The following is an 18028-nucleotide window of genomic DNA, read 5'->3' on the forward strand; positions in this document are numbered from 1 at the left end:
CAATCTCACCCTAAAGTGAAATCTAACAACTACAAAATACAATAAAAAACTTCATCCCTTGAGATGAAGATAATTAAATATATAGATAAAATATATTATATTAAATTATTTATAAAACAACTGTAAACAAATAATTAATTTCATGAAAACTGAACACATTATAATAAAAATGCCTTAGCAATGCTATTGCAACAACTAAAATTTTGAACATAATTATAGATATTTCCAATGCCCATACCGAATTAAAAAAATTAATTTTATAGAATAACATTGCAATAGTTGTAAAAAATAATTTTAAGTGATAATATTATATAATGGGTTAATACTCATTAAATTTGGAGGTGTTATATATCAATAAAAATTTAATTTTAAATGAAGGTATTAAAAGTAGGGAAGTAAGATTAGCAGGAGAAGATAGCCGCATAATTAAAACAGAAGAAGCACTTAGCCTCGCAAGAGAAAGTGATTTAGATTTAGTTATGGTTTCACCTAATGCTAAGCCCCCCGTATGTAAAATAATGGACTATAGCAAATATATTTATGAGCAATCCAAAAAATTGAAATTAGCTAAAAAAAATCAAAAAATTGTATCCTTAAAAGAAGTACGACTTAGTCCTACAATAGAGGAACACGATATAGATATTAAAGCTAATAATGCTAAAAAATTCTTATCAAATGGAGATAAGGTTAAAGTTTCAATAAGATTCAGAGGTAGACAAAATAATAATACCCAAGTGGGTAAAAAAGTTTTAGCTGTATTTGTCTCTAAAATAGGAGAAATTGGAGTAGTTGAAAAAACTCCTCAATTAGAAGGAAGAAATATGTTTATGATATTAGCTCCTAAGAAGACAGTTTAACTTTACTTAGTGTTATTTATCTACTTAAATTCATACTATAAATGTTTTTTTGATATTAATTTGTTATTGTGGTATACTTTTACTTGTAATAGTAAATACTAATAACATGAATTATATATATTAATACTTGTTTTTACTTTAAAAGGAATATTAACCAAAAAACTATAGACATAATTTGAAGTATATAAATATAAATGTTTTACCACCTTCTAAAGGTGGTTTTTTAGCTACACTAAAAAGGAGCGCTATAATGTATAAAAAAAATTATAAATTAAAAAAACAATATCAATGAAACAATTTATTTTAGAATTTGGAGAAAACTTTTCTGATCATTTAAAACAAAGACTATTAGAACTTGATTTAAGATGTGTTCTTACAAGGGAAACAGATGAAAACAGATTAGACTTAAAACATGTAGAGCATACTAAATTTGACTGCAAATGTAAAAATGACAGCTCGAATACATCAAAAAAAGAATATACTTATGGAGAATTTGTTGTAATAGAAGGAATATTATATTTCGCAGAAAAATGTGTAGAAAGTTCCACCGTCATGCAATCTCCAATTGTAAATACCGTTTACTCCTCTTTAAATAATACTAATTCTACAATTCTCGGAGAAACCACTTTAAGAATAGTAGATGATACTAACATCGACTATCTTATCGATACTATGCTAACTGTATATCCTGAAGTATCACAACGATATGTTGATATATTAAAACATATGAGTGACTATTAAACAAAAATGTTTTTTTGTACTTTTCATATCACTATAGCATATATTCAAATATCATCCTAATATTTTATAAAGGCCTCATACCACTAATTAAATGTGAGGCCTTTATAAAATTATCCTTTATGAAAGGCCTTCATAAGCAACGCAAGTAATCCAGAAGTAATAAGTGGTCCTACTGGTACCCCTCCTAACAAAGCAGCTGCAGCTATGGATCCTAAAATTAATGATGGCATTACATCTCCATGTCCTTGAACAGTTAAATATTTTAATCCTAATCCACTTAAGTAAGTAGTAAAAAAAGATAATAAAAGTGCCACTATTCCTACTATTGAAGTGAGATTTCCTTTAATTTTAAAGAAATTTATACTTCCATCTGCTACAGGAATAAGTATAGTAGCTATAAGTAATACCAATGCCCAGAATACTCCACTATTATCTAGCGCAGGAAAAATATATTTTTCAACATGTAAAAGCTTAATAATTAGAAGTACAGCTGTAGCTACTGATACAGAATTAGCTTTTCCTATTACTGAAATAGCTAATATTATAACTAATATAATATTTGATTCCAAATATATCATCCCCAAAAATAAAATTCATATTAAGATTAATATTCAGAATAGTATTGTTATATACATATTAATATTAATTTCTACAGTTTCTTAAACTTACATATTATTCCCTATCAGACTTTAAAGCTTCCGTCATGGAAATTTTATTAACCTTTCTTTATTTAAGACTATGGCTCTAATAGTCTACTGCATAGATTTTGTTATATTATTAGTCCTCCACATAAGGTGTTATATGACGATAGGGTACCGGAGATTTAAGTACTACAGATGTATTTACATCTCCATAAGGTAATAATCTATCTATGAGTAAACTCATACTATTCATATTATTTACAGCAGCTTTAATAAAATAATTAATATGACCAGTTACTCTATGGCATTCTAAAATATCTTGGTCTTTTTTAATCATAGCCTCAAATACCTCTGGAGATACCTTTAAAGAACTTAATTGAATAAATAATACAGTATTCCTGCCAATCCCCTTTAAAGATATTCTAGCACTAAATTCTTCAATTATACCCTTGTCCTTTAGTCTAAGTATTCTTTCAGTAACACTTGGCCTACTAAGTGCCAGTTTTTTTGATAATTCACTTATTGTTATACGTGAATTTTCTTGTAAAATTTCAATTAAAGCAGTATCTGTCTTATCCATATAGCTTCCTCTTTCAAAATGAAGTGATTTATATGTATATTTATTCAAAAAAATATATATCCAATATAATCCATTCATTATTTAATATAAATTAATTTATAAATATTATATCATTAACTTATGTACTAGTATTAATAATTTTTATATCATAAGAGTATAAATATATGAAATTTTTAATTACTATGCTTTTAACTTACGAAATTACAAGTACAAATTGGATTATTTTAAGATATTCTCATTATTAGATATTATACTAAAAGAAGATGATTTTAAGTGAATTCACTAATTAGCTCTCTTATTTTCTCTGTTATAATTTCCTTAATAGATTCTGAAATAGGTTGTATTGTATACAAGAAGACTAAGTTTTCATTATTTAATTACTTATATTCACTCTCATTTCTACCACTATGATACTAATAGGCTTAAGTATAAGGTTAATAACTATTATTAATACAATTCAGCAATCTAAAACAATTAATAACTAATTAAAACAATCTAAAGCAACCTAAAACAAGCACTTGCATTTATAAAATATTTATATATAATAATAAGTATAGAGAATAAAAGCAATCAAAAACAAATAAAGAAAATAAAAAATAGAAAAAAATACAAATTAGGAGGAATTAATTATGAGTATAAGTGCAAGAAATCAATTAAAAGGAAAAGTTGTAGGTTTAAAGAAAGGTGTTATAACTGCTGAAGTAATTGTTGAAATTGCTGGTGGAAATAAAATCACTTCAATAATATCCCTTGATTCAGTTGAAGATCTTGGTATTAAAGAAGGCGCAGAAATAACTGCTATTGTTAAATCAACTGATGTTATGATTTTAGCTTAATAGTATAAATATACTTAGTCTATATAAAAATAATTATCTTTATATACCTTTATTTTAAAGATTATACAGAAAAATATTTGGCTCATAAAAAGGAGGTTCATCTAAATAATGTGAACTCTCCTTTTTTATTATTAATTTAATTTTTAATAAGTATTAATAATTCTATTCATTAAAATCACTCCAATGTATGGATTTTAGAATAATACTTTTTACTGCATCTACTTATTAGAGTGATGTTCTAATAAAAATTATATATATCATCTTAATTTATTATCTCTTTCTTAGCTAACTTAAATATTATTAATAGATGATGTTTTATTTATAAAAATCCAAATCACTAAACTTATTACGGCAATAATTGCATACATAGAACCCATTACAAAAATTCTATTTCCAAAATTTAGAGAAATAAGCATCATACCTATAGTCCCCATAAAAGTATATGAGAAACTCATAAGTGATGTAGCAGTACCTGTATCTTCGTGTTGCTGTTCTAATATCAAGTTAGTACTTGGTGGTCTTATTAAATTTCCTGCCAAAGTAGCTGGTAATATTGATAATGCAAATAACCAAGGCGAAATTCTCCCTATAGTTATGATCAGTATACCACTTATAATTACCACACTAAAGCAAGTAGTAATAATTAAATTATTTTTATAATGCCTAGATAATTTCATATAAAATAGTGGTGCAATTACTGAAAATATTGCATTAAAAGCATAAAAATAGCTATAAACCTGCTCACTTAATCCAAAGCCATCTACATAAATATATGAGGACATAGATATATATGCCATTAGTGGAATCATCTGAATTGAAAAAGTAACAAGAAGAACTGCAAAGCTTGGATTTTTAATTACTACTCCTATTCTGGCAATAGTTTGGAATATGTTTCCATTATTGCGCTTAACTATTGTTTCCTGCATAAAAAATCCACCTGCCATTCCTATGATACCAACAATAGACAGTATCCAAAATACTCCATGCCAAGATACTACCTTTAATACTAAAGCGCCTAAAACCGGTGCAATTACAGGTGCCAGCATAGCCATCGACTGAACTAAAGCTAAAATTGATACACGTTTTCTTCCATCATAAGAATCTTTTATCATCGCTACCGATACAGAAACTGCGGCACCACTTCCAATAGCTTGTAAGATACGAAATACAATGAGCTGATAAACAGTACCCGCATTTGAACATAATATACTTGCTAAAGTATAAATAATTAATCCAGATAATAGTATTGGTTTTCTACCATACTTGTCACTTAGAGGACCCCAAACCAGCATTCCTCCAGCATAAAAAATAAAGAAAAATATCAACGTTAAATTCAGCAAGGCAATATTAGTATGAAAGCTTTCAACCATACTTGGTAAGGCCGGAAGGTATAAGTCCGTAGACAGTGGTACAAACGCACCAAGAAATGCAATAAATACAATAAACCCTTTATCACCTAAATACTTCTGTACTTTCACATTATTATAAGTTACTTTTTCTTCTGTATTCATTTAAACCATTATTTCAAATTCACTAAAATATACTTCTAATATTCTTTGTTTATATTTTAACTTTATAATTTTATTTTTAGTAAATTAATAACGGGAGTTCACCGCCTTTCGTTCTCCAATTTTACAAAATCTAAGAATTCTATTTATGACTTAAACCTATAACCAGTTCCCCACAATGTTTCTATAAATTCTGGATTTGACGGGTCCTTTTCTATCTTTTTTCTTATTTTCTGAATATGAACTGATACCGTTGCCATATCACCACTAAATTTATCTCCCCATATTCTATCAAAAATATGTTCTTTAGTAAAAACAATATTAGGATTTGAAGCAAGAAATAGTAATATTTCATATTCCTTAGCGGTTAATTGTACCTCATTTCCATTAACAGAAACTTTATGGAAAGCTGTATTTATTTCTAAACCGCCATGACTTATAATTTCTGAGGATACATTGCTACCCTTAAGTCTTTCGTATCTACTTATATGAGATTTTATTCTAGCCATCAGTTCAGCAGGACTAAAGGGTTTAGTTAAATAATCATCCGCTCCAAAATTTAAACCTCTTATTTTATCTATATCTTCTGTTCTAGCAGAAACAACAATTATGGGTATTTCAAATTTTTTTCTAATTTCTTTTATTATCTCGAATCCATTTTTTCCCGGAAGCATTAAATCTACAATTACTACATCATATAATCCTTGTAATGCCAATTTCATACCTTCAACACCATCTTGTACAATCTCTGACATTAATCCATTTAACTCTAAATAATCTCGTTCCATCTCTGCTATATTTAAATCATCTTCAATAATCAAAATTTTCTTCATTTATATTCTCCTATCCCATAACTTCATTTCCTTTATCTCTATTTTATTATATATTAAAGCCCTATAAATATATATTAATGTACAACTCTAAATTTAAGTTAACTGTCTAAATACATAATACTTTTATGAATCCTCAAAATAGATTTCATAGATTTACTTTTCTATAGGGAATATGACAGTAAAACAAGTACCTATCTTTTCTTCACTGACAACCTTTATTTTTCCCTTATGCGACTCTACCAATTCTTTGGCTATTGCAAGCCCCAATCCCGTACTCATTAAATCTTTTGTTCTTGCGTAATCTATCCTATAAAACCTATCAAAAACGTGATTGAGTTTATCCTTGGGTATACTTGGTCCATTATTATGTATATCGATACATACCTGATCTTCTTGTTCATATAATCTAACCTTTATTTCTAATTTATCTTCTACTCCATACTTAACAGCATTGCCAATAATATTTCTAAATATTTGATTCACTCTTTTTCTATCAATATTCATCTTAAAATCTTGAATTATTCTATTATCGTAATAAAAGCTTACAGCTTTATCTTCTAACTCATATTTGAATTCCTCCATTATGTCATCCATAAATGCACAGATATTTATGTCTTCTAGGTTTAATTCTAATTTATCCATATCTAACTTTGAAAATAAAAAAAGATCATCAATTAATTTATTCATATAAGTAGCATTATTATATATTATATGATGATATTTATTTATCTTGTCCTGTGGTATTTCTAATCTCTCTAACATAGTTTCAATGTATCCTTGGATTGATGTAATTGGTGTCTTAAGATCGTGTGAAATATTTGCTATAAGCATCCTTCTATTTTCTTCATAAGCTTTTTTTAATTTTTCACCTTCACTAAGTTTTCTTGCCATATCATTAAAGGAATCTACCAGATCTTGTATTTCACTACTAACCTCATTTTTAACAACTATATCATAATTACCATTTGAAATTTCATCTACAGCTTTTTTTAATTGACTTATAGGTTTAAGTATCCTTTTTTCCAAACTTCTATTAAATATGAATTGATGAATGCCACCAAGCCCAATGATTATAGCAAAACCAACAGCAACTACTTTTACTCCAAAATATCTGAATATTAAAAGCCAAACAATTATATTAAATATTATAGTAAATATACGCGTGTATTTAACATGCCTATAATACCACTCAAATTGATTGCTTTCCATATATTCATTTTTAATTTTCCTATTGATTTCATCTTGTATTTTATGAAGTTTTTCATGATTTTTTTTTGCTCTATTTCTGTATTTATGTATTAAATCAATCCTTTTATGAATGCCTTCTATAAATTTTATATTTTTTCTCATTTTATCACCCAATCTCTTCAGAAGTATATTATATATAATTTTAAAGCTAGATATTAAAAATCATTTAAATCAATTATAAAAATTTTATAAAATTTATTACTCTCCATGTATAATTATTATTTCATAACTAGCTTCATATAGATAGCTTAATATAAGAATACTAATATTTATTAAAATTCCCTTCTAAATAAAACAGTTAAAATTTTAAATAATTTTATAAAATCTTTAGAAACAATTTAAGTGAAATTTATAATAGGAGATTAATATAACATACATGGACACTAAAAAAACAGGAGGTCAATATTATGTCAAATATAATTGAAGTAAAAAATTTCACTAAAAAATTTGGTAATTTCGTTGCCGTAGATAATATTTCTTTTGATGTGGAAGAAGGCTCTATTTTTGGTTTTCTTGGTTCCAATGGCGCTGGTAAAAGTACAACTATTAATGCGCTCTGTACCATATTAGACAAGACTGAAGGTGATGTAAAAATCAATGGATATGATATATCTAAACAAAAAGATAAAGTTAGAAATGAAATAGGATTAGTATTTCAAGAATCTACTTTGGATAGTAAATTAACAGTTGAAGAAAATCTAAAATTTCACTGCGAGTTCTATAATGTGCCCAAAAATGAAATTAAAGAAAGAATTAATTTCGTATTAAACTTGGTTGATCTTACAAACTGGAGAAAAGCTCCTGTTGGAAGTCTTTCTGGTGGTATGAAAAGAAGAGTTGAACTGGCACGAGGACTTGTTCATTATCCAAAGGTTTTATTCTTGGATGAACCGACTACAGGACTTGACCCTCAAACTAGAGCAAATATATGGAGTTATATTTATAAACTTCAAAAAGAAAAAAATATTACTATCTTTTTAACTACACATTATATGGATGAAGCTGAAATATGTAATAAAGTGGCTATTATGAATCACGGAAGTATAGTCGCTTACGATACACCCTATAATCTTGAAAAACAATATACTTCAAATGTGACTAAAATTAAAGTTTCAAATAAGGAAATGTTCACACAATATCTTGAAGCTAATTCCATCAATTATAAACTAACTGAGGATTTATTTAAAATATATTCAACAAATCTAAAAGATATATTATCAATGATATCCATATTTAAGGAATCTATTACAGACTTTGAAACAACTAAAGGAACCCTTAACGATGTATTTTTAACCGTAACTGGAAAGGAGATAAAATAATAATGCGTGGAATGATTGCTATTATAAAAAGAAATTTAACTAATTTTGTACGAGATAAACTCAGATTGGTATTTTCAATAATTATGTCCGTATTTTTCTTATTCGTTTTTTCCTTTGTCATGAAATCTTCCACTGCTGGAATTGCTCAGCCTCTTAATTACCTGATTTCAGGAATAATTATTATGACAGTGTTTCAATCTGCTCTAAGTAATTCTACAAGTATAATCGAGGACATGTCCATGGGTTTCATGAAAGAAATTATTGTATCACCCATTAAAAGGTGGCAGATATCAATAGGACAAGTTCTTTCAGCTACAATTATAGCTTTTTTCCAAGGGTTACTTGTTATTATATTAGGTATATTCCTAGGTCTAAAGATAGATATATTACAATTTTTAGAAATGTGTGGAGTTATGGCAGCAGTGGGTTTAACTTTTAGTTCTATTGGCTTATTCCTAGCGTCTCTAGCAAAAAGTTCTACAACCTTCCAGATAATGATAACTGTATTTACTTTACCTTTAACCTTTTTATCTGGTGCTTATATACCAACTACTCTTATGCCAAAGATAATTCGTCCCCTTATTTACATTAATCCGCTAACTTATACAACTTCAATTTTTAGATATATTACTTTAAAAATGGGAAATCTTAGTACAGATGCTTTAGTAAAAGCAGGAGTAGCTTTTAATATTAATGGTTTCATTATAAAGCCTTATCTTGGTCTATTTATTATACTTGGCATGGGTAGTCTTTTCTTTATTCTATGTGTTATGAAGTTTAACAAAGCTGATTTTTCAAATGTAAAAGCTTTTGATCCGAATAAATAGAGTAAAACCTAATTAAAATTATCTCAAAATGAAAAAGTACTATTAAAGTTAGTTTAATCATGCTAATTTAATAGTACTTATTTATTTTCATATTCCTTTCAATCTTAAATATTTTTAGATTAATGGTAAACTTTTCTTCATTTCTCAGTTTGCCTGTTGATTTTTGAATAATTCTAAGATTAGGATTATCTTCATATTAAATTATACTATCAGACATATAATTTCTCACCACGAACTTTAATTATTTAAATTCTTACTTGTAAGTATCAAGAACCCTGTCGTATATATCTTCAATAACTCTTAAACCACCGTTATATCCTGCATATCCACAATTAAGAATCAATCTATAGTTTACTGGTGCACTTACTATTAAAAGATCTGCTCCAATATCCTTTGCAAGATCTCTCTCCCATCCACTACCTAGTATTAATGCTCTATTATTTTGAGGTTCTTTTCTTATTTCCTCCTGAACTTCTCCTCCATCAATAGAGAAAGTGACTTCTGCTGACCTATAAGGAGATATTGTTTTAAATTGATCTCTTATTTGCTGTTTATACTTTTCGGGTGTATCATCAACTATAAATTGTTTAGCTGGTATTATTCCTAGCTCGTTTAAAAGAAACTTAGAGAATCCAACTGCATAGCTAGCATCCAGTATAGTATAAAATCTTCTAGGGATACCATATCTAAACTCTAACATGAAATCTGCTGTCCTCTCAATATGAGAATAAAATTTTTCTTCTTCCTTAGTTATGAAAGCCTCAACTTTAGTTTTATCTAACTTTGCATAATCAGCTACTTGCCTCAAAAATTTCGTGGTTTCTCCTCCTCCTATAGGAAGGTATGGGAAATGAAAATATGGCGTATTATATTTGTCTTTAAGATGATTAGCTATATTAAGTCCTACCCAAGAACTTACAACAATATTGAATTCTGCCTTAGGTATGGTCTTCCATTCCTCAACTCCATTAGACTCATTTCCAAACAGTATATTGACTTTAAGGCCTATTCCTTGAAGAACTCTTTTTATTTCCTCAAGATTACCATTCCAATAAGGATCTTGGTACGGAATAGTCACAAATACATTTACAAGTCCTTTTTCCACAGTTTTATCTTCTGCAAATTTATCCACATATTGATCTATTATGGCATTAACAACAATATCATGACTTACATAATTATTGCTTTTAAACCCTCCAGTCTCAGCAAAGACAATTGGTTTATCCTTTTTTTGATATTCAGAAGTAACACTCTCTATATTGTCTCCTACAATATCAGAAGTACATCCTGAAAGTACTACATATAGATCTGCATCTATAACCTTAAAGGCACCATCAATTACTGTTTTCAATTTCTTTTCCCCACCAAAAACAATTTCTGATTCGCTGGAATTAGTACAAGGTATTGTACTACCTCCTGCATAGCCTTCGCCCTGGCCTATTAGTCTACTTATTTTTGTACTGCATCCTGGTCCTGCATGTACTATTGGCACAGCTCTTTTTATAGCTACTATAGTCTGCTGTACTCCTAGTGCACAGGAGTACCTAGGTTGCTCAATAATTCTTGACACGTGCTCCACCTCCAAGGAAAGTAAATGGGTCCTGCTCTAACCACCATTTTGTATAAGGCATACTACTATGCTTTGCAAGGTTAGTTACAAATTCCCTATTATCTATGGTCTCAGCAATTCTTCCTGCATAATTAAGTACTCCTTGGTATCCAAAACCAAATTGTTCATCTCCAATAAGCAGTGTAGGTATACCTAGTTTTGCTCCCCATAAAGTCATACCACCATGCCTTGCGATCATAATATCCGGTCTTACTCTATTAAGTATATTAACTAGCTCATAAGACTGCTTGTTGCATACATTATAATTTTTGATATCACCATAATTCTTAACATCTTGAGCTAAAGCATCCGAAGCTTTATCACCATTATCATATACTGGATCATGGTGAAAGATGGCTGCTCCTTGCACTTCTAGGCCCAGTTCTCTAAGCAATGCAATTATAGCATGCCCGTGGGCAGCCCCTGCTGTAAGATAAGCAGTCTTACCTTTAAGTAACTCTCTATATTCATTGAGTTTAGGTATCACTCTTTCATGCTCTTCTTTTATAATTTCCTCTATTTCTTTTTCTCTATTAAGAGTCTTTCCTAATTCTCTTAACCATTGATCTGTACCAGCTATCCCATAGGCAGGTGGTGATTTTATTTCTGGAACACCATAAACCTGTTCAAGTGCTGCTCCCATATAGGTTCCAAGTGTTGAACATACTTGAATAGTTGCTGCTGCCTCTGATATATATTCTAAATCTGCAACTGTGGAAAAAGGTACAACATACTGAGCCTCATAACCTATTCTACTTAGAATATCATCGAAAATATGACTACCCCAAAAGTTTATAATATTTACTTTATTAGTCTTCTTTCTTGGAGGTTTTACTATTTTTCTAGCTATTGCATGATAGGCTGAATCAAAACCTGAAGTCCATATTTTTGATCTAAACCCTTCACAAAAGCATGCAACCACTGGAATTCCAAGTTCCTTAGATAATTCTTCAGTCTCAGTCTCAACGTCTTCCCCTATTATTCCAGTAGCGCAGGAAGTCGTAACAAATATAGCTTTAGGCTTTGCCCTTTTATAAGCTTCTCTTACTGTAACTTTAAGTTTTTCTCCTGCTCCAAAAACCGTATCCTTTTCTTCTATATTAGTGTTAAAATACCTTCCATTTGTTGAAGGTAAATCTCTTTCCATCTGTCCTACTCTATATACAAAGTTAAAACCAAAAAAATCCCCTGCACAACCTACTGGCGCATGATTTACCATTGCTGCATCCTTTATCATGGAAAGCTGACAAAAGGCCTGACCAGAGCTGCATCCCATACATTGACTAAAACTTCTTGAACAATCTTTAAGTTTGCCAGCTTGTGAGCACTTAACAAGTTCATCGGCAGTGCCGTTAAAACCAGTAATAGAACCAAGACGCTTTTCACGAACCTCCACCTCAGGAATTTTTAAATTTATTTTTCCCATTCATGATTCCTCCTCTTTAAGGCATTTTCAAATAAATAACTAGTCAGTATACTAGTCTATTATGAATCATACTACGTTAACAGAACCCTCTGATAGCACCACTATCATCAGAACCTGTTTCCTTATATGATTCAAAATATACGTCGTATCTTTGGCTTGTTATTTATTTTCATATGCCTAAACAAAACTTTTTTAGAATTGGTTTAAGCAAATATCTAATATAATACTACTGAAGTATATTCATACTCCATGAATCATAAATACTTATAAGCTTAGTTTATAATATAAATTTTTTAATAAAACAAAAAAAGGGTATACTTCTATCAACGAAGTATACCCTCTGGTTTTCCAGTCAGATATATTAACAAATGCATAATTCCTATATGTTTAATTGGTTATTAATAATATATATTAATTTACTATGTTTGTCAACTACCTCAATCCAATTTTTCTCTCACTGAATTTAATTTTTGATCCATAGAAGCCTCTTTATCTCTTCTATCATCTATATTAATAGTAGTAAGAACTCTCTTAGCACCATTCTCAAAAGGTATTTCATGCATCTTTCTTATAACTTCTAAAATCACATTAAGTTCTCCTTCAAAAACTGTTGCCATAGGGGTAAGTTCATATTTAATACGTTTTTCATCCTTTAAAATTTTATGACAACCAGCCACATATTTGCTAACACTGGTTGATCCTGTTCCCAGTGGTACTATTGTTACTTGAGCTATAGCCATATCAATCCCTCCAAATAATAATTTTTAAACTTTTATGAAAAATAAATTATCTTTTTTACTATCGTCAACTATTGAAAATCTACTAATGTCTATATTAGTATAATTTTCTGATTCTCTAATAACTTTCTTTATAATATCATTTTTAAATTTAATCTGATTTTGAAGCTTTATTTCTTTCATAACAGAGTACTCTATATGTGATGGTATATTTCCAACAATATAAAGCGGAAATAAATTTTCTATTATTTTATTTATAAGTGCAAACTCATAAATAGAAGCATCTATAATATTGGTGCCACATACATTAAAGCAATGAGCATATTGTCTTCTATATCCATTTATCTCTACAAATATCAATCCCTCTATAGCAGGTACATCCATATCAAGCTCCTTACAGCATTGATAAATAAGGCTACACATAATTTTGCTGCTATTTATTACTTGGTAATTTGTTATAAGATATTTACATAGATTATGGAATAAATTCATATCTTTATTCATTCACATCACCATATTTAACATAACTCTTTAATTTAAATTTGTAAAATCTCATTTAGCTTATCTGGATAATCTGTTATAATCCCATCTATGTTTAATTCTATCATTCTCTTCATATCTTCATCTTTATTCACTGTATAAGCATTAATCATTATTTTTCTCTCATGCATACTATTAACTATTTTTTTACTTATAATTGATCTAAAGTTAGGATGTAATGCATCAGCACCTACTAATTTTACATATTTATATGGTTTATATAAAATTTCTGAACATAATAATCCAGTTTTAATATGTCCATCATACCTTTTAACTCTAACCATTGAATAATGATTAAAGGAAGATAATATTACATTTTTTCTAAGTTTATATTCATAAATTTTATCTATTACCTTCTCTTCTAAACCTATATAATCTATTATATTGTTCTTAAGTTCAAGATTTATTAATATATTTTTATCTTTTACATATTCTAAGAACTCATCAAGATCTGGAATTCTCTCTCCTTGAAATTCCTTACCGAATTTAACTCCTGCATCAAATTTCTGTAATTCATTAAAGGTATAATCTTTAATGTATCCTTTTCCCGTAGTAGTTCTGTCTATTGTTTCATCATGACAAATAACTACCACTCCATCCTTTGTAACATGTAAATCATTCTCAATACCATCACATCCTGCGCCAACTGCTTTTTTAAAGGCAATCATAGTATTTTCAGGATATTTTCCACTAAAACCTCTATGTGCAATATTCAATCTTCTTTTCATACCTAAATCACTCCTTATATTTTCCATAATATCACAATTAAGTTAGTAATTTAAGATTAAAGTAAAAAAGAACTCATTAGAGCTCTTTTTTATTACAGAATGTAAATATCTGTATAGATAAAATTTATTTATGATTATTTAGCTTTTTTAGCTTCTTCTAATATTTCTTCATAATTTGGATAATTTGTTATTTCACTTAAATAATCTACATAAGTTACCTTGCCATTACTATCTACAACAAAAGCAGCTCTTGTAAGTAGTCCAAGTTCTTTAACATATGTTCCTGTATTATTACCAAAAGTTCTATCCTTATAATCTGAAAGTGTAATTACTCTTTCAATATCTGCTGCACCGCACCATCTTGCTAAAGCAAAAGGTAAATCCATGGATACAGTATATACGGTAACCCCATCTATATTAGCAGCTTTCTCATTAAAAGTTCTTACTTCAAGATCACATACCGGTGTATCTACTGAAGGAACAGTTAAAAATATTCTAACGCCCTTAGTGTCCTTTAATGAAACAGCCTCAAGTGAATTATTAGCTGCAGTAAACTCTGGAAATGCATCTCCCACCTTTACTTCGTTTCCTTGTAATGTAACTTCATTGCCTTGAAAAGTAACTTTCATATCATTCAGTTTATTTATTAAAGATTCTAATTCATAAACAACAGAATCTAATAGATAAACCTCTTCACCTCACTTTATATAATATTTAATATCAATTAATATCTTTTCTCTATTAGTAATTTTACTACAGAGCTTTAGATTTGTAAACCTAAAATGCTAATTTTAGTAAATTAAATTTATTTTTACCTTTTATCCTAAAAATAATTAAAAGTATTCTATTTATTTACGATTTTTTAATTCAAATATTAGTATACCTAATGTTCCCCTTTTTAATGCTTCTTTAACATAATTCATACTAATTATCTCCAATATCTAAATACTTTTTTATTTGGGATACATATATTCTTGATGCATATTCACTTGTTGCATTATTAAAATTTACACACATGTTACCATTTATCATTAAAAAACATCTTCATATTTTTAATTTTATCTATGAAAATAAAGGATGATTCCTTAAATTTAACATGGACAAGAATATATAATCTAGATAATGACACTAACAACTTAAAGGAAGTATTAAACAATAAATAAATATAGCTCCACTCTATAGAGTGGAGCTATTAAAATCAATTATATCTTACAACATTAAATACAGCTATTATAAATATTTATATCCATATCTTTTTCTTGAAATTTTGCAAGTACTGACATTGAATTTACAAAATGAGGTGTCTTCATGTGCTTATCTAAAGCAGCTTGATCCTGCCATTCTTCTATAAAAGTTAATATCTTGTCATTATTAGCATCTTGATATAAACCATAAGATATATTTTCCTCTTCTTTTCTACTTTCTTTCACTAATTCAGTGGCAACCTCTTTAAACTTATCTACTTCTCCTGATTTAATGTAACCTTTTGCTATAACTTTAATCATCTTAATCCTCTACCTTCCCTTTATTTATTATATTTAAAATTTATCTATAAATGATCAAAAATATATACATCATTTTACAATATATGTACTAAGCTTTGTTCATTTATAATTCTATTAATAATTATATTTCTAAAATATATAATGTACAAGTAGTAAGACTCATACAATGTTTATAATTATCTCTAAAAATTTATCTTAGCCACATCTATATAAGATATTATCCACAATCAGCATAAAAATTTAATCACATTGTTGATAACTTTTGCCTTTATCCTAATTTACAGGCCAAGAAACATCTTTTCCACTTAAAATTTCCTGTATACCTATAGCAGGATGTAGTGACATTCTTTTCATTGCTTCCTCCGTATGTGCCGCTGTATGCGGTGTTACAATTACATTTTCCAACTTAAAAATAGGGTTATCTTCTGAAGGTACTTCTCCTTCGTATACATCAATAGCTGCTCCTGCAATCTTATTATTTAAAAGTGCCTCCACTAACGCATTATTATTCACAACCTCACCTCTAGCTGTATTTATAAGAAAGGCTTCCGGTTTCATAAGTGAAAACTCTCTTTCCCCTATAAGATTTTTTGTAGATTCAGTAAGAGGTACATGCAAACTTATAAAATCCGAATGCTTAAAAACATATTCTAGGTCGTCCGTAATTTCTATATATTCTGATTCCTCTAACTCATTAATATTTCTCTTAAATTCTATAACCTTCATTCCAAATCCCTTTGATGCCTTAGTTGCTACAAGTTTCCCTATACTGCCTGCTCCAATAATTCCAAGTACCTTTCCCTCAAGATCCATACTAAGATTTTCCCTTATGTTAAAATTCCCTTTTCTAAGTTCTCTATCATATAAGAAAAGTTTCTTTGCCAGCGAAATAATAAGACCCATTGTGTATTCTGCCACTGTATTTTTGTTTGACTCTGGGGAATTGGTTACTCTTATACCACGTTTTGTGGCTTCCTTAACATCTATATTGTCTACACCCACACCAAATTTTGATATAACCTTAAGCTTTATACCAGCCTCCATAATCTTTGCTGTAATAAGAGCCATACGTACAAGTATGGCATCACAATCTTTAACTTCTTTTATAAGAGTTTCTTCACGTATATTTTCTGCTATTTTTATTTCATATCCAAACTTCTTAAGATAATCTTTTCCCTCTTTATCTATATCCTCAGTAATTAGCACTTTATAACTCATAAAACACCCTCTTTTCAAATTAATAATTTGATTATAATATTGCTTTTGTAATTATATTATACTATTACATTACTAGTCTTTAAAATAAATTACTATAGTATCATTTTGCCCTTCACTCTGTTATACTTATCTTTATGGTAAAAACAATAAAAGAGGTGTTTTATATAAATACAAATTACAAAAATACAGAGAATAAATATGAAATCAAGGAAAACATTGTTTTGATATCTTTGCTAAAAAAAGATGGTTCAGAAATCATAGCTAAAATAGATGCAGATGATATGGAAAAAGTTAAAGGTATTGGAACTTGGTTCGCTGAGTGGCATAAGGACTTTAATAGCTATCTAGCTCAAAACATAAGTTCAACTAAGACTAATAAAAAGTCTAAACCAATGAAACAAAGTCTACAGAGTGTAATATTAGATACTAATCCCAAAACTCCAATTAAGCATTTAAACGGTAATACTTTAGATAATAGAAAATGCAATCTAGAAATAGTTGAAAGAAACACTAAAAATGATTATGAAATTGTAGATGAAAACACAATTGCCATAATATTAAGAGATAGAAATGGTAATGAATGCTCTAAAGCATTAATATCTAAAGAAGATTTAAATACTGTAATTACTGATGCCTATAGTTGGGTAAAGTATAAGAGACATAATGATATTTTCGTTGTAGCAAATACTCCTAATGGGCGAATCTACCTAGATAGAATAATTATGAATCCTGATGATACTGAAACTATTCATCATATTAATCTTAATCCATTAGATAATAGACGATCTAATTTGGAGAAGAAGCTATAACTCATAAAATAAAGGATTTCATACTGAAATTAATTTTACTTTCAGTATGAAATCCTTTATTTTTTA

At 28.6% G+C, this 18028-nt stretch carries 18 protein-coding genes and 1 pseudogene; 6 read left to right on the plus strand and 13 right to left on the minus strand.

Annotated features, from left to right (window positions below):
• Positions 1-335: 335 nt before the first annotated feature.
• Together infC and RH99_RS00200 are read left to right on the plus strand one after the other, a co-directional pair.
• Positions 336-857, plus strand: coding sequence for a translation initiation factor IF-3 (infC, locus tag RH99_RS00195; protein ID WP_010232872.1), 522 nt, complete (start codon positions 336-338; stop codon positions 855-857).
• Between the two features lie 250 nt (positions 858-1107).
• Positions 1108-1598: pseudogene (locus RH99_RS00200) on the plus strand (hypothetical protein).
• A gap of 110 nt (positions 1599-1708) precedes the next feature.
• Here RH99_RS00200 and RH99_RS00205 read toward each other — a convergent pair.
• Both RH99_RS00205 and RH99_RS00210 read right to left on the minus strand, forming a co-directional pair.
• The gene (locus RH99_RS00205; protein ID WP_010232874.1) at positions 1709-2167 is read right to left on the minus strand and encodes a DUF441 domain-containing protein; all 459 of its coding nucleotides are present in this window, start codon (positions 2165-2167) and stop codon (positions 1709-1711) included.
• Between the two features lie 208 nt (positions 2168-2375).
• The gene (locus RH99_RS00210; RefSeq protein ID WP_010232876.1) at positions 2376-2819 is read right to left on the minus strand and encodes an Lrp/AsnC family transcriptional regulator; all 444 of its coding nucleotides are present in this window, start codon (positions 2817-2819) and stop codon (positions 2376-2378) included.
• A 629-nt stretch (positions 2820-3448) separates the two neighbouring features.
• Between RH99_RS00210 and RH99_RS00215 the strand changes: the two genes are divergently transcribed.
• Complete coding sequence (locus RH99_RS00215; RefSeq protein ID WP_010232877.1) at positions 3449-3655, plus strand: TOBE domain-containing protein; 207 nt, start codon at positions 3449-3451, stop codon at positions 3653-3655.
• A 290-nt stretch (positions 3656-3945) separates the two neighbouring features.
• On the opposite strand, the gene RH99_RS00220 is transcribed toward RH99_RS00215, so the two are convergent.
• The 3 genes from RH99_RS00220 to RH99_RS00230 form a co-directional block, all read right to left on the minus strand.
• Positions 3946-5166, minus strand: coding sequence for a multidrug effflux MFS transporter (locus tag RH99_RS00220; RefSeq protein ID WP_010232878.1), 1221 nt, complete (start codon positions 5164-5166; stop codon positions 3946-3948).
• Between the two features lie 143 nt (positions 5167-5309).
• Positions 5310-5996 (minus strand): response regulator transcription factor, encoded by a 687-nt coding sequence (locus RH99_RS00225; RefSeq protein WP_010232879.1) that lies wholly within the window; start codon positions 5994-5996, stop codon positions 5310-5312.
• A gap of 153 nt (positions 5997-6149) precedes the next feature.
• Positions 6150-7346, minus strand: coding sequence for a sensor histidine kinase (locus RH99_RS00230; RefSeq protein WP_010232880.1), 1197 nt, complete (start codon positions 7344-7346; stop codon positions 6150-6152).
• A gap of 305 nt (positions 7347-7651) precedes the next feature.
• Here RH99_RS00230 and RH99_RS00235 point away from each other — a divergent pair, with 305 nt between their 5' ends.
• Together RH99_RS00235 and RH99_RS00240 are read left to right on the plus strand one after the other, a co-directional pair.
• Positions 7652-8563 (plus strand): daunorubicin resistance protein DrrA family ABC transporter ATP-binding protein, encoded by a 912-nt coding sequence (locus RH99_RS00235; protein WP_010232881.1) that lies wholly within the window; start codon positions 7652-7654, stop codon positions 8561-8563.
• A gap of 2 nt (positions 8564-8565) precedes the next feature.
• A complete protein-coding gene (locus RH99_RS00240; RefSeq protein ID WP_010232882.1) occupies positions 8566-9390 on the plus strand; it encodes an ABC transporter permease in 825 nt (274 codons plus the stop codon).
• A gap of 253 nt (positions 9391-9643) precedes the next feature.
• On the opposite strand, the gene RH99_RS00245 is transcribed toward RH99_RS00240, so the two are convergent.
• The 8 genes from RH99_RS00245 to RH99_RS00280 all read right to left on the minus strand — a co-directional run bounded on the left by RH99_RS00245 (position 9644) and on the right by RH99_RS00280 (position 17153).
• Positions 9644-10960 carry a nitrogenase component 1 gene (locus tag RH99_RS00245; protein WP_010232883.1) on the minus strand — a complete coding sequence of 439 codons (1317 nt, stop codon included), beginning with the start codon at positions 10958-10960 and terminating at the stop codon, positions 9644-9646.
• Positions 10944-12425 (minus strand): nitrogenase component 1, encoded by a 1482-nt coding sequence (locus RH99_RS00250; protein WP_010232884.1) that lies wholly within the window; start codon positions 12423-12425, stop codon positions 10944-10946. The genes RH99_RS00245 and RH99_RS00250 overlap by 17 nt, the downstream gene beginning before the upstream one ends.
• A 437-nt stretch (positions 12426-12862) precedes the next feature.
• The gene (locus RH99_RS00255) at positions 12863-13165 is read right to left on the minus strand and encodes an MTH1187 family thiamine-binding protein (protein ID WP_010232885.1); all 303 of its coding nucleotides are present in this window, start codon (positions 13163-13165) and stop codon (positions 12863-12865) included.
• Positions 13166-13189: 24 nt separating this feature from the next.
• Complete coding sequence (locus RH99_RS00260) at positions 13190-13666, minus strand: hypothetical protein (RefSeq protein WP_026038349.1); 477 nt, start codon at positions 13664-13666, stop codon at positions 13190-13192.
• Between the two features lie 32 nt (positions 13667-13698).
• Positions 13699-14430: a glycerophosphodiester phosphodiesterase gene (locus RH99_RS00265; protein ID WP_010232888.1), complete on the minus strand. Its 732-nt coding sequence runs from the start codon at positions 14428-14430 to the stop codon at positions 13699-13701.
• A gap of 134 nt (positions 14431-14564) precedes the next feature.
• Positions 14565-15059 (minus strand): thiol peroxidase, encoded by a 495-nt coding sequence (gene tpx / locus RH99_RS00270; protein ID WP_010232891.1) that lies wholly within the window; start codon positions 15057-15059, stop codon positions 14565-14567.
• Positions 15060-15647: 588 nt separating this feature from the next.
• The gene (locus tag RH99_RS00275) at positions 15648-15935 is read right to left on the minus strand and encodes a putative quinol monooxygenase (protein WP_010232893.1); all 288 of its coding nucleotides are present in this window, start codon (positions 15933-15935) and stop codon (positions 15648-15650) included.
• 273 nt (positions 15936-16208) lie between these two features.
• Entirely contained in the window at positions 16209-17153 is a 945-nt protein-coding gene (locus RH99_RS00280) for a hydroxyacid dehydrogenase (protein WP_010232894.1), read from the minus strand.
• A 134-nt stretch (positions 17154-17287) separates the two neighbouring features.
• Here RH99_RS00280 and RH99_RS00285 point away from each other — a divergent pair, with 134 nt between their 5' ends.
• Positions 17288-17962: an HNH endonuclease gene (locus RH99_RS00285; RefSeq protein WP_050993300.1), complete on the plus strand. Its 675-nt coding sequence runs from the start codon at positions 17288-17290 to the stop codon at positions 17960-17962.
• Positions 17963-18028: the final 66 nt, after the last annotated feature.

Source organism: Clostridium arbusti SL206, from assembly GCF_000246895.1.
Taxonomy (GTDB): domain Bacteria; phylum Bacillota; class Clostridia; order Clostridiales; family Clostridiaceae; genus Clostridium_I; species Clostridium_I arbusti.